The following is a 12,998-nucleotide window of genomic DNA, read 5'->3' on the forward strand; positions in this document are numbered from 1 at the left end:
TGTCCTCCACGTCAAATGCGCCGGATCGGCCCGCGTCGCGTTACTGGGTGCTTGCCGCCAGCGTCGCGAAAACGGCGTCGTCCGGCGCCTGGCTAATGATCGTCTCGCCGAAGCGTTTTAGCAAAATGAACTTGATTGCGCCCGCTTCCGCCTTCTTGTCGACGCGCATCAGCTCGACGTAGCGCGCATCGCCCAGGCTCGGCGCGCGCGTCGGCAGATGCGCGGCCTCGACGACCTTGCGCAGCCGCGCGCGCGACGCTTCGTCGAGATGGCCGACGCGCACCGACAAATCGGCCGCCATCACCATCCCGCAGCCGACCGCTTCGCCGTGCAGCCATTCGCCGTAGCCGAGACCCGCTTCGATTGCGTGCCCGAACGTATGGCCGAAGTTCAGGATCGCGCGCAGGCCGCCTTCGCGCTCGTCCGCGGCGACGACGCTCGCCTTGATCTCGCACGAGCGCTTGACCGCGTGCGCGAGCGCACCCGGATCGCGGCGATTCAGCGAATCGACGTTCGCTTCGATCCAGTCGAAGAATTCGGCGTCGGCGATCGCGCCCGTCTTGATGATCTCGGCGACACCCGCCGCGAGCTCGCGATCGGGCAGCGTCGACAGCGCGCCGATATCGGCGATCACCGCTTGCGGCTGGTAAAACGCGCCGATCATGTTCTTGCCGAGCGGGTGGTTGATGCCCGTCTTGCCGCCGACCGACGAATCGACCTGCGACAGGAGCGTCGTCGGCACCTGGATGAACGGCACGCCGCGCATGTAGCACGCGGCGGCAAAGCCCGTCATGTCACCGATCACGCCGCCGCCGAGCGCGATCAGCGTCGTCTTGCGATCGGCGTGCTGCTCGAGCAGGCCGTCGAAGATCAGATTGAGGGTTTCCCAATTCTTGTACGCTTCGCCGTCGGGCAAGACGACGGTCGACACACGCTTGCCGAGCGGCGCGAGTGCCGCGCGCAGCTTGTCGCCGTAGAGCGGATCGACGGTCGTGTTCGTGACGATCGTGACGGACGCACCCGCGATATGCGGCGCGAAGCGTTCGGTGCGGCCGATCAGATCGGCGCCGATGTGAATCGGATAGGCGCGCTCGCCCAGGTCGACGTTGACGGTAATCATGCTTGTATTGGCTTGGCGACGATGCCCGCCATCTCGAGCTGCATCAGCACCATGTTGACGAGCCCGTTGACGGACGGCCGGCCGGTCTCGATGACGAAGTGCGCGCATTCGCGATAGAGCGGATCGCGCGCCTCGTACAGCGCTTCGAGCTTGGCTTTCGGATCGTCGGTTTGCAACAGCGGGCGGTTCTTGTCCTTGCGCGTGCGCAGCCAGAGGTCGTGCGGATTCGCGCGCAGATAGACGACAAGGCCGCGCGAATGCAGGCGTTCGCGGTTTTCGGGACGCAGGATCGCGCCGCCGCCCGTCGCCAGCACGATGTTCTCGCGCTGCGTGAGCTCGGCGATCATCTGCGCCTCGCGGTCGCGGAAGCCGGCCTCGCCTTCGAGTTCGAAGATGACCGGAATGCGCGCACCCGTGCGCGCCTCGATCTCGTGATCCGAATCGAAGAACGGTCTGTCGAGCCGGCGCGCGACCGCCCGGCCCACGGTGGTTTTACCCGCCCCCATGAGTCCGACGAAAATTACGTTCACGTGTGGGTCCCGCGCTTGCAACGGCTTCCTCTGCTTCAGTGAGTGTGTCGCGCAGCTTACTGGCAAAGCGCCCGCCTTGTCGAGCCTGGCTCCCACGGGGTTCAGGGCCCGATCACGACGGTCGGCGTGATGTAGACGACGAGTTCGCTGCGCTGCGCGCGCAACGCCCGGTGCCTGAAAAGCGCGCCCAACACTGGTATTTTGCCCAAGAGCGGCACGCGAGTCACATCGTCGCGGTCGTCGCTCTCGAAAATCCCGCCGATCGACACGGTTCCGCCGTTTTCGACCTCGACGCGCGTCTGCACGTGCTTCGTATGGATCGCGGGGCCGGATGCGGTTTCCTCGCCGACGCTGTCCTTCGCGACATCGAGATCGAGAATCACGCGCCCGTCGGGCGTGATCTGCGGCTCGACTTCGAGCTTGAGGGTTGCGCGTCGGAACTGGACGCCGGATACGCCGTTGCCGACCTTCGCCTGATACGGCAGCTCGGCGCCCTGCTCGACGACGGCCTTCGTCCGGTCAGCCGTCACGACCCGCGGGCTCGACACGATCTGTCCCCGGCCCTCCGACTCGAGCGCGCTCAGCTCGACGTCGAGCAAGCGGCTCGCACGCGCGGCAAACAGCGTCAGACCGGCGGTCGCCGCGTCGAAGCCGCCGATCGGCCGTGCGGTGAGGTCGGCCAGCGTGCCGTTGCGGCCGGCGACGACGCCCGTCGCGCGGTCGCCCGCATCGGGCGCACGCAGCGCGAGGCGCGCGCCGAGATTGCGCGAGAACCCGCGGTCGCCCTCGACGATCCGCGCTTCGATCAACACTTGCCGTGACGGCGTATCGAGCTTGCCGATCAGATCGGCGATCTGAGCAAGACGCCCGGACAGGTCGGTGACGAACAGCAGATTCGTCCGAGGATCGGCGAGCACCGAGCCGCGCTTCGACAGGGTCCGCTGTCCGGCCGAGCCGGCGAGGAGGCGCTGCACGTCGGCCGCACGCGCGTAGCGGAGCATGAAGCTGCGGCTCGCGAGCGGCTCGAGCTCCGCTGCGCGTGCGTGCGCGTCGAAACGCAGGCGCTCGCGCTCCGCAAGTTCGGCGACGGGCGCGATCCAAATCACGCTGCCGCGCCGCGCCATCGCGAGACCGTGCGCTTCCAGCAGCGCGTCGAATGCGCTGCGCCAGCGAACATGGTTCAGACGCAACGACACGGTGCCGTGCACGCGCTCGCTGACAACTATATTGAGGCCCGTGAAGCGCGCGAACGCGTCGAAGACCGCGGCGAGGCTCGCCTGCTGCAGGTTGAGGGAGATCGGGCGGTCGTCGTCGGATTCGGCGACGGTGGCGGGGGCGATGGCCGTGGCGGTGTCGGAGACGGTGTCCGGCGGCAGCGAGCGAGGCTCGTCGCTCATTCGCTGCTCAGGCGCGAGCGGGACGGGCGGCCCTTCCAGCGCGGCGTTCGCCGCTTGCGCGAGCCCCGACGCCATGCCGCCTGCCGATGCGACGCCGGCCGACGCCGAATCGACAGACACCCCGGCTGCCGCCGCCACGCCGTTCGCCGCCTGTGCCACGTCGCCTGCGTGTTCGGCTGCACCGCCCTCGTCGCCCGCGTCTTGCAGCCGTTCCGCAACCGAAGCGCGCGCGGAATCGGCTCGCCAAGCCACTGCCGGCAGTGGCGCGCGGCCCGCCGCCCCGACCGATGCGCCCGCCGCCCACCCGACGGGCGCCCCCGCGGGCAAAGGCGGCAGCGACGCCGCGGCCCCGCCCGCCGCCCCCATCGCGCACCCTATCAATAATCGAGCGAATCCGCGCATCATCCTGTCGCTCCCCCCAATGTCATTACGCGACGCCCGCCGTCGTGCGTCGCGAGCGTGACGCCGCCGGCTTCGATCCGCGCGAGGCGATCGCCGCCGATCATTTGCCCCGGCGCGGCGGACCATGCGTCGTCGCCGCGCTCGAACAGCGCGAGCCCACTGCGCCGGTCGCGCAGCACGCCGACGAGCCGCGCCCCGTCGGCGGCGTCTTCGACGGCAAGCATCGGTATCGTTGAAAAAGGATCGGCGAACGGCGCCTCGCGCACGCTCGCGGGCCGCTGTCCTGCACCGGCCGGCAGCGCCGGCCACACATCGAGCCGGGCGTCGAGCACGGTGGCGCCGCCGTCGCGCTTCACGTTCGTCGCGATAGGCACGATGAGCGCAGGCAACGCAGCAAGCCCCGATAAAAAGCGGTACAGCGCACCCAAGTCGCCTTCCGCACTCATTGCGAACGCGTAAACACCGCCGTCGTCACGCCGATCGTCGGTGCGCTCGCCTTCGAGCCGTTCGAGCTTGCGCATCCGCAGCCCGCTCGCGTCCGCGTGGCCGGCAATTCGCAGCGCGAGATCCGCGGGCGTCTGCCGTTCGTCCAGCGAGCGGCCGTGGCCTGCAAACGATGCCGGCGGCGCGGCAAGGAGTCGCCGCGCACGGGCTTCGCGCGAAGCAACGGCCTCGAGCGCCATTCTGCTTTGCTCGACGCCGCCCCAGTCCGCGTCGCGGCCCGCGTGCACACCGCACGCGAACACGCCGCCGGCGAGCGCCGCGCCCGCCGCGGCCCGCCAACCGGCACCCGAGATCCGGCGAAAATCAGCGAGTCGCATCCAGGCGAGCCAGGCCGCCGATCGTCCATCCGGCATATTCACGCGCCCTCCCATACGCCCGCCCGCGCGCGTGCCGCGACGCCAGCGACACGGCCCTGCCGGCCCCCGGACCAGCGAATCCGCACCGAGAAAGTAAGCGACCGGCCACCGTCCGCTTCGCGCCCCCATACTGTCCGCGCGGCCTGCAGGCCCGCGACCTCCATCGTCCAGCCGCGCTGCGCAGCCTCGAGCTCGCGCAGCCAGCGCTCGGCCGACGCGTGATCGAGCGCGCTCGCTTCGAGCCGCGCCTCGCGCCCGTCGCAGCGGATCGAACGCAGCCGCACGCCGTCATAGCGCATCCGCTGCAGTGCGTCGAACAGGTCGACCGTCCGCGCGCGCGGCTCGGCGCGCCCGATCGCCAACGCCGCGCGTTCGCGTTCGGCATCGCGCAAGCGCGCCGCCCGCTCCGCTTCTTTCAATTGCGGCGCCCACGCGACAAGCCGGCGCTCCATCAGCGCCCGCTGCGCATCGAAGCGGGCACGCTCGAACGTGCGGCCGACGTGCCACAGCGCAACGCCCGCAAGCCCCGCGCAAGCGGCGGCAGCCAACTCGCCGAGCATGCGCCGCCGCGCACGGCGAGCATCGCGCGCCCGGTACGGCAGCAGATTGAAGCCGCCAAGCCATGCGCGCCGTATCTGCGGATCGCGCGGCACCGCGCCGCTCGCTGCGCTCGGCGTCATTCGAACACCCCGCGCAGCGCGAGCCCGAACGCCACCGCGAAACCCGGCGAATGGGCATACGCCTCGTCGATCGCCCCCAGCGGGCCGCACGCCGCGCATTCGAACGGCAGCACGATGCAGCCGAGCAGATCGCCGACGTCGGCGAGCGAGATCCGTGCGCCGCCGAGCCATTCCAGATCCCCGGCGACGAACGCACAGCGCGGCGCGCCGGCCCGCGCGAGCTCGCGCAGCGCATCGGCAAGATCCGCGTGTTCGGGCGCCGGATAGCGGATCTGCGCGGCGACCGCGTCGGCCGACACGAGCCAGCCGTGCACGCCGCCCTCGCCGATCCATACGCCGAGATACGGCTCGCCCTCGTCGACCTCGCGCACGGCGACATGACGTATCGCCCGCAACGCGGCGGGCGGCTCGCCGTCGACCGCGACGAGTTCGATACCAGCCGACGCGGCGGCCTCCATCCGCACATCGAGATGCACGTGCGCCGCCGTCGCGAACGCCACCTCGCGCGGGGCGGCCGCGTCGTTTACGCACCAATCGACCGCGAGCGCGTCGCGCGCGAGCCCGGTAAGCCGCTCCGCCGCCGCGCGCACGGCAGGCTCGACGGCCGCCCCGGCTTCGCCGCGCGGCCACGCGAGCGTCGCGGTCGAGAATGCGCCGTCCGGCAACGCCATCACACCCGCCATCGTCCGCCGCGCCATGCCTACCGGCGGCCGCGCCTGCGGCGATCGGCCGAGCGCCGTCGCCAGCGCCGCCGCCACAGCCGACCAATCGGGGTCGGCCGGCTCGTCGAACACACCGGCCGGCAGCGGCTCCGCGTCGAGCGCCTCGAGCCGCACCGTGCCGCCGCGAACACGCCGGCTCAGCACCGCGATTCGCACCGCGCGCCGGTTCACGTCGATCCCCGCTGCGAAGCGCCGGCCGATCGACCACCACGAACGTTCTTGCATCCCTGTCCTCCATGAACGCGCCTCCCGTCGAAGCGCGATACGGAGCCATTTTGCAAAGCCGCCCGGCGCGCCGGGAGTCTGCCGAACGGCCAACGCCTGCGCCGCCGGGCCACAAGCGCGCTACAGTGAGTCATCGGCACGCCGCCCGGCCCGCGACGCGCCGGTTTCCGTCCGGAACCTTCCGGAGCCCGGCAAAACCGGGCAGCTATAATCGCGGGACTGTTTTTTTGGTGTGCCTATGCAATCTACGAATCCTGCGTCCCCGCCTCCCCCGCCCGTGCCTCGCCGCCGCCCGCTGTGGCTGAAGCTCGTGCTCGGTGTCGCAGGCGTGTGCGTGGCGCTCGCAGCCTGCGTCGGGCTCGTGCTCGGCTACGCGCTCGTCGTCGCGTCGCCGAACATGCCGTCGCTCGACGCGCTGACCGACTACCGCCCGAAGGTGCCGCTGCGCATCTACACGGCGGATCACGTGCTGATCGGCGAATTCGGCGAGGAGCGCCGGGACATCGTCCATCTTCAGGACGTCCCCGATTCGCTGAAGAAAGCGGTGCTCGCGATCGAGGACGCGCGCTTCTACGAACACGGCGGCGTCGATCTGACAGGCATCATCCGCGCCGGCATCGTCGCGCTGACGAACGGCCATGCGACGCAGGGCGCGAGCACGATCACGATGCAGGTCGCGCGCAACTTCTTCCTGTCGAGCGAGAAAACGTACACCCGCAAGATCTACGAGATGCTGCTCGCGTACCGGATCGAGCGCGCGCTCACGAAAGATCAGATTCTCGAGGTCTACATGAATCAGATCTTTCTGGGACAGCGCGCGTACGGCTTCGCCGCAGCGGCGCACGCTTACTTCAACAAGGATCTGAAGGACATCACGCTTGCCGAGGCGGCGATGCTGGCCGGACTGCCGAAAGCGCCGTCCGCGTACAACCCGGTCGCCAACCCGAAGCGCGCGAAGGTCCGGCAGCAGTACATCCTGCAGCGGATGCTCGAGCTGAACTTCATCACGCGCGAACAGTACGACGAGGCGGTTGCCGAGCCGCTCGTCGTCAAGAGCCCGAGCCGCGAATACAGCGTGCACGCGGAATTCATCGCCGAAATGGTGCGGCAGATGATGTACGCGCAGTACAAGGACGAGGCGTACACGCGCGGGCTGAACGTCGTCACGACGATCGATTCCGCAGACCAGACGCTCGCGTACCGCGCGCTGCGCAAGGGCCTGATGACGTATGACCGGCGCCGCGGCTATCGCGGGCCGGAAGGCTTCATCGAGCTTCCCGCGAACGCGGACGACCGCGAGCAGGCGATCGACGACGCGCTCGTCGATCATCCGGACAACGGCGAGTTGATCGCGGCCGTCGTCACCGAGGCGAGCCCGCGGCAGATTCGCGTCGTATTCTCGAACGGCGGCGACGCGACTGTGAGCGGCGACGATCTGCGCTTCGCCGCGAGTTCGCTGTCGACGAACGCGCAGCCGAACAAGCGGATCCGCCCCGGCGCGATCGTGCGCGTCTTCAAGAACGACGACGGCTCATGGGCGATCGGGCAGTTGCCGCAGGTCGAAGGCGCGTTCATTTCGATCGTTCCGCAGGACGGCGCGATCCGCTCGCTGATCGGCGGCTTCGATTTCAACAAGAACAAGTTCAACCACGTGACGCAGGCGTGGCGACAGCCGGGCTCGTCGTTCAAGCCGTTCATCTACTCGGCATCGCTCGACAAGGGGCTCGGCCCCGCGACGATCATCAACGACGGCCCGCTTTACTTCAGCGCCGCCGAAACGGGCGGCCAGCCGTGGGAGCCGAAGAACTATGGCGGCGGCTTCGAAGGCCCGATGTCGATGCGCACCGCGCTGCAGCGCTCGCGCAACCTGGTGTCGATCCGCATCCTCAACCACATCGGCCCCAAATACGCGCAGCAGTACATCACGCACTTCGGCTTCGACGCGGATCGCCACCCGGCTTATCTGCCGATGGCGCTCGGCGCGGGCCTCGTCACGCCGCTGCAGATGGCGGGCGCGTTCTCGGTGTTCGCGAACGGCGGCTACCGGATCAATCCGTATCTGATCGCCGAAGTGACCGATTCGAGCGGCAACATGGTCGCGCGCGCGCAGCCGCTCGTCGCCGAGCAGAACGCGCCGCGCGCGATCGATCCTCGCAACGCGTACGTGATGAACAGCCTGTTGCAAAGCGTCGCGCAGCGTGGCACGGGCGCACGCTCGAACGTGCTGAAGCGCGCCGATCTCGCGGGCAAGACCGGTACGACGAACGATTCGCGCGACGCGTGGTTCGGCGGCTATCAGCACACGCTCGCGGCGATCGCGTGGATCGGCTACGACAGCCCGCGCAGCCTCGGCGATCGCGAAACCGGCGGCGGTCTCGCACTGCCCGTGTGGATCGACTACATGGGCCCCGCGCTCAAGAACGTGCCGGAATACAAGATGCCGATGCCCGATGGCGTCGCGACGCTCGGCGGCGAGCTGTATTTCGATCAGTTCACGCCGGGCCACGGCTTCGTCGCGACGGTCGGCGTGAACCTGCCGGCCGCGCCGCCCGACTCCGCAAGCGTCGTGCCCGAGCATGTCGACGAGCAGGAAAAGCAGGACATCATGAACCTGTTCCGCGGCGGCAACTGAGCGTCGTGTGCCAAACGAAATCTATGGTCAGCCTGATTTTTGCAAGCGAGACGGTGTCCATGACGATCTCCCAAAAAAGGAAACAGCCCGATCAGCGTAAGCCGATCGGGCTGCTTCGGTCAGGCTGACCATCTCATTAAGCGGCCTTCGGGCCGCTTTTTCCATCTGGGGCTCGGCTCGGCGGCGCTCGCACGGCGTGCGCTCGCCTGCGCGCCGCAGCCGAATCACGCGCTGAACGTGATCGGCATTCCGGCCTGCTGGGTCGCGTAGCCGGTCAGCGCCGCGAAAAATTCCTGGCCGCTGCGCGTATCGCGCCACGCGCCGTCGACGAACCGGTAATGGAAACCGCCCGCTTTCGCGGCGATCCAGACTTCCTGCATCGGCGGCTGCAGGTTCACGATGATCTTCGAGCCGTTCTCGAACGTGAGCGTAAGCACGCTGCCGTTGCGCTCGAGATCGATGTCGGCGTCGCCGTCGTTGGCGGCGTCGACCGACCGCTCGACGGCCGTCAGCACGGCTTCGGCACGGGTCAGGTAATCAGTATCGGACATGCTAAACTCTATCGATTCAATTGTTTAGGGACGGTCATGCGTATCGTTTTCCAGATGAGCGCGATTGTAGCGGCTTTGGCGCTCGCAGGCTGCGGCCAGCGCGGCCCGCTGTACATGCCGGTCGTGCCGCCGCTGCCGCCCAAGCCAACTGAACAAACGCTGCCGCCGTCGGACGTGACGCCCGACGCGGAAACGGCTTCGGTGCGCGACAACGGCGCATCCGGCGCCGCCGACGCGCCGCTCACGCTGTCGCCCGACCTGTCGACGCAACGCACGCCGCAGTCGGCGCCCGCGTCCGGCGCCTCTTCCGCCCAATGACCGATCCTGCATGACTCAAGCCGCATTTGACTACGTCGACGGCGCGCTCCACGCCGAGCGCATCGCCGCCGCCGAACTCGCCGAGCGTTTCGGCACCCCGCTGTTCGTCTATTCGCGCGCCGCGCTCACCGCGGCCTACGAGGCCTATGCAAATGCGTGCGCGGGCCGCCGCGCGTCGATTCACGTCGCCGTGAAGGCGAACAGCAACCTCGGCGTGCTGAACGTGTTCGCGCGGCTCGGCGCGGGCTTCGACATCGTGTCGGGCGGCGAGCTCGCCCGCGTGCTCGCGGCAGGCGGCCGCGCGCAGAACGTCGTGTTCTCGGGCGTCGGCAAGAGCGCGGACGAAATGCGCGCCGCGCTCGAAGCGGGCGTCAAATGCTTCAACGTCGAATCGATTCCGGAGCTCGACCGGCTGAACGCCGTCGCGGCGTCGCTCGGCAAGCGCGCGCCCGTGTCGCTGCGCGTGAATCCGGATGTCGATCCGAAGACGCACCCGTACATCTCGACCGGACTGAAGGCGAACAAGTTCGGCATTGCGTTCGACGAAGCGCGCGCGACCTACCGCGCGGCAGCCGCGCTGCCGAACCTCGACGTGGTCGGCATCGACTGCCACATCGGCTCGCAGATCACCGAACTGAGCCCGTACCTCGACGCGATCGACAAGCTGCTCGACCTCGTCGAGCAGATCGAGGCGGACGGCGTGAAGATCCACCACGTCGACGTCGGCGGCGGGCTCGGCATCACGTACGACGACGAAACGCCGCCCGACATCGGCGCCTATGTGCGCGCGGTGCTCGAGCGCATCGACGCGCGCGGCCATGGCCATCGCGAGATATGGTTCGAGCCGGGCCGCTCGCTGACGGGCAACGCGGGCATTCTGCTCACGCGCGTCGAATTCCTGAAGCAGGGCGACGAAAAGAACTTCGCGATCGTCGACGCGGCGATGAACGATCTCGCACGTCCTGCGATGTACGAAGCGTTTCACGCGATCGAGCCGGTGAAGCCGCGCACGGACATCGCGACGGCGGTCTACGACGTCGTCGGTCCGGTCTGCGAGAGCGGCGACTGGCTCGGCCGCGAGCGATCGCTCGCGATCGCGCCGGGCGATCTGCTCGCGATTCGCTCCGCGGGCGCGTACGGCTTTACGATGAGCTCGAACTACAACACGCGGCCGCGCGCGGCTGAGGTGATCGTCGACGGCGCGAACGCGTATCTCGTGCGGCCGCGCGAGACGGTCGAAAGCCTGTTCGAACGCGAATCGGTCCTGCCCGACGGCAAGTGAGCGAACACCGGCTCGCGTGCGCGGCCAGCCGGTGAGATCCGATCAAATGGCAAAAGGCGATGTCCGAATGAACGGGCATCGCCTTTTTGTTTGCGTGCTGCGCAATGCGACATACGTCGTACATGCGATATGCGCAACGCGTACGCCGCACGCGACACGCTACGATACACGCCCGCCTGCCTGAGCCCCGCGCCAGCGCTGTCGCGCCCACACGGCCACCCGCCAGCCGAGCAACACGAGCACGATCACGCCGTACAGCTTCGGCAGCACGAGATCGTGCTTGCCCGCCTTCATCCACCAGAAATGCAGGATGCCGAACGTCGCGATCGCATAAATCGCCCTGTGCAGCGTCTGCCAGTGCCGGCCGAGCCGACGCGCGATCGCACGCGGCGACGTCGCGGCGAGCGGAATCAGCAGCACGAACGCGGCGAAACCGACGGTGATGAACGGGCGCTTCACGACGTCCTGCACGATGTCCATCACGTCGAACCACTTGTCGAACCAGATGTATGTCGTGAAGTGCAGCACCGCGTAGAAAAATGCGTAGAGCCCGAGCATGCGCCGCAGCCGCAGCAGCGCGTTGATGCCCGTCAGCCGGCGCAGCGGCGTGACGGCGAGCGTGATGCACAGGAACACGAGCGTCCAGAGCCCCGTCGAGCGCGTGATGAACTCGATCGGATTCGCGCCCAGCCGGTCGGTCATCCCGAAGAACACGATGCGCGCGAGCGGATACAGCGACGCGACGAACACGGCGATCTTCACGGGCGCGAGCCAGCGCGGCGCGCCGCCCGCCCGGCCAACGTCCTGGCGCGGCGCGCGGCCGCGTACGCCCGCGGTCGCGCCCGCGGGCGTCCCGGCGAACGTCGAGGGTTGCATATCGTTCTCCATTCGCCGTTACTCAGAAGTACTTCTTCAGATCCATGCCGCGATACATCGACGCGACCCAATCGCCATAGCCGTTGAACATCAGCGTCTTGCGCTTCGGCGTGAAGAACCCGTCTTCGCCGATGCGCCGCTCGGTCGCCTGGCTCCAGCGCGGATGGTCGACGTTCGGATTGACGTTCGAATAGAAGCCGTATTCGTTCGGCGCGTACGTGTTCCAGCTCGTCGGCGGCTGATGCTCGACGAAGCGGATCTTCACGATCGACTTCGCACTCTTGAAGCCGTATTTCCACGGCACGATCACCCGCACCGGCGCGCCGTTCTGATTCGGCAGCACCTGCCCGTAGACACCCATCGTGAGCAGCGTCAGCGGATTCATCGCCTCGTCCATCCGCAGTCCTTCGGAATACGGCCAGTCGAGGATCGGCGCAGACAGCCCCGCCATCTGCGACGGATCCGCGAGCGTGATGAATTGCACGTATTTCGCGTTACCGGTCGGCTCGACACGCTTGATGAGCTCCGCGAGCGGAACGCCGATCCACGGAATCACCATCGACCAGCCCTCGACGCACCGCAGCCGGTACACGCGCTCTTCGAGCGGCGCGAGCTTCAGCAACTCGTCGATGTCGTAGACCTTCGGTTTCCTGATCTCGCCCTCGACCGACACGCGCCACGGATGCGGCCGCAGCGTGCCGGCGTTGCGCGACGGATCGCCCTTGTCGGTGCCGAATTCGTAGAAGTTGTTGTAGGTCGTGATGTCCTTGAACGACGTCACCTTCTCAGGGACGACGAACTTGGGATTGGTCTGCGCGGCGAGCTTGCGGGCCTTCGGATCCGGTGACGAGTAAGCCGCGAACGCGAGCCCGTGCGCGCCGATGAGCCCGCCCGCGGCGGCGGCGCCCGCCGCCTGCAGGATACGGCGGCGATTCTCGAACACCGCTTGCGGCGTGATTTCGCTGCGCGGGATGTCGTCGCCGGCAAGCGTTGCGCGCAGCGCCTTCTTGATCAACATGTCGATGCTCCGTTCTGCCAGTCGGGACACTCACGTCCCGACAATCCTTGGACCCAGTTCCGCACCGGCCGTTTCGGCAGCGTACCGCCAAATGTCCGGTGCAAGAAAAAACCGCCGGGCACGTAGTGCGTCGGCGGTTATTAGTCGTTCGAACGGCGCGGATCTTACAGCTTGCCGTAACTGTGCAAGCCGGACAGGAACATGTTGACGCCGAGGAACGCGAACGTCGTGACGAGGAGACCGGTCAGCGCCCACCACGCGGCGACCGCGCCGCGCAGCCCTTTCATCAGACGCATGTGCAGCCACGCCGCGTAGTTCAGCCACACGATGAGCGCCCAGGTTTCCTTCGGATCCCAGCTCCAGTAGCCGCCCCACGCCTCGGCCG

Annotated in this window: 13 protein-coding genes; 3 read left to right on the forward strand and 10 right to left on the reverse strand. The window is 68.1% G+C overall.

The features are described 5' to 3' along the window. Window positions 1-40: 40 nt before the first annotated feature. The 6 genes from aroB to pilM all read right to left on the reverse strand — a co-directional run bounded on the left by aroB (window position 41) and on the right by pilM (window position 5,936). Window positions 41-1,120, reverse strand: a complete 1,080-nt coding sequence (gene aroB, locus WS62_RS26480; protein ID WP_059472206.1) for a 3-dehydroquinate synthase — start codon at window positions 1,118-1,120, stop codon at window positions 41-43. After that, window positions 1,117-1,671, reverse strand: a complete 555-nt coding sequence (locus WS62_RS26485; protein ID WP_059472205.1) for a shikimate kinase — start codon at window positions 1,669-1,671, stop codon at window positions 1,117-1,119. Before WS62_RS26485 ends, aroB begins: the two co-directional genes overlap by 4 nt. A gap of 80 nt (window positions 1,672-1,751) precedes the next feature. Further along, window positions 1,752-3,452: a type IV pilus secretin PilQ gene (locus WS62_RS26490; protein WP_066577212.1), complete on the reverse strand. Its 1,701-nt coding sequence runs from the start codon at window positions 3,450-3,452 to the stop codon at window positions 1,752-1,754. After that, on the reverse strand, window positions 3,449-4,246 hold the full coding sequence (locus tag WS62_RS26495; RefSeq protein ID WP_066577249.1) for a hypothetical protein: 798 nt from the start codon (window positions 4,244-4,246) through the stop codon (window positions 3,449-3,451). The genes WS62_RS26490 and WS62_RS26495 overlap by 4 nt, the downstream gene beginning before the upstream one ends. A 62-nt stretch (window positions 4,247-4,308) precedes the next feature. Further along, a complete protein-coding gene (locus tag WS62_RS26500) occupies window positions 4,309-4,989 on the reverse strand; it encodes a fimbrial protein (RefSeq protein WP_066577214.1) in 681 nt (226 codons plus the stop codon). Continuing rightward, complete coding sequence (gene pilM / locus WS62_RS26505) at window positions 4,986-5,936, reverse strand: pilus assembly protein PilM (protein WP_066577216.1); 951 nt, start codon at window positions 5,934-5,936, stop codon at window positions 4,986-4,988. Before pilM ends, WS62_RS26500 begins: the two co-directional genes overlap by 4 nt. Before the next feature lie 238 nt (window positions 5,937-6,174). On the opposite strand from pilM, the gene WS62_RS26510 reads away from it, so the two are divergent. Beyond that, window positions 6,175-8,568: a penicillin-binding protein 1A gene (locus WS62_RS26510; protein ID WP_066577219.1), complete on the forward strand. Its 2,394-nt coding sequence runs from the start codon at window positions 6,175-6,177 to the stop codon at window positions 8,566-8,568. A 224-nt stretch (window positions 8,569-8,792) separates the two neighbouring features. Here WS62_RS26510 and cyaY read toward each other — a convergent pair whose 3' ends face one another. Continuing rightward, window positions 8,793-9,119, reverse strand: a complete 327-nt coding sequence (gene cyaY, locus WS62_RS26515; RefSeq protein WP_066577221.1) for an iron donor protein CyaY — start codon at window positions 9,117-9,119, stop codon at window positions 8,793-8,795. 36 nt (window positions 9,120-9,155) lie between these two features. On the opposite strand from cyaY, the gene lptM reads away from it, so the two are divergent. Together lptM and lysA are read left to right on the forward strand one after the other, a co-directional pair. Next, window positions 9,156-9,437, forward strand: a complete 282-nt coding sequence (gene lptM / locus WS62_RS26520) for an LPS translocon maturation chaperone LptM (protein ID WP_066577223.1) — start codon at window positions 9,156-9,158, stop codon at window positions 9,435-9,437. Between the two features lie 10 nt (window positions 9,438-9,447). Continuing rightward, a complete protein-coding gene (gene lysA, locus WS62_RS26525) occupies window positions 9,448-10,719 on the forward strand; it encodes a diaminopimelate decarboxylase (RefSeq protein WP_066577226.1) in 1,272 nt (423 codons plus the stop codon). Between the two features lie 159 nt (window positions 10,720-10,878). On the opposite strand, the gene msrQ is transcribed toward lysA, so the two are convergent. The 3 genes from msrQ to ccsA form a co-directional block, all read right to left on the reverse strand. Continuing rightward, a complete protein-coding gene (gene msrQ, locus WS62_RS26530; protein WP_066577229.1) occupies window positions 10,879-11,607 on the reverse strand; it encodes a protein-methionine-sulfoxide reductase heme-binding subunit MsrQ in 729 nt (242 codons plus the stop codon). Between the two features lie 10 nt (window positions 11,608-11,617). Then, complete coding sequence (gene msrP, locus WS62_RS26535) at window positions 11,618-12,613, reverse strand: protein-methionine-sulfoxide reductase catalytic subunit MsrP (protein ID WP_066577232.1); 996 nt, start codon at window positions 12,611-12,613, stop codon at window positions 11,618-11,620. Window positions 12,614-12,777: 164 nt separating this feature from the next. Continuing rightward, a partial coding sequence (gene ccsA / locus WS62_RS26540) for a cytochrome c biogenesis protein CcsA (RefSeq protein WP_197422879.1) occupies window positions 12,778-12,998 on the reverse strand: 221 nt, incomplete at its 5' end.

The sequence above is a fragment of the Burkholderia sp. ABCPW 14 genome (assembly GCF_001523835.1).
Lineage (GTDB): Bacteria > Pseudomonadota > Gammaproteobacteria > Burkholderiales > Burkholderiaceae > Burkholderia > Burkholderia mayonis.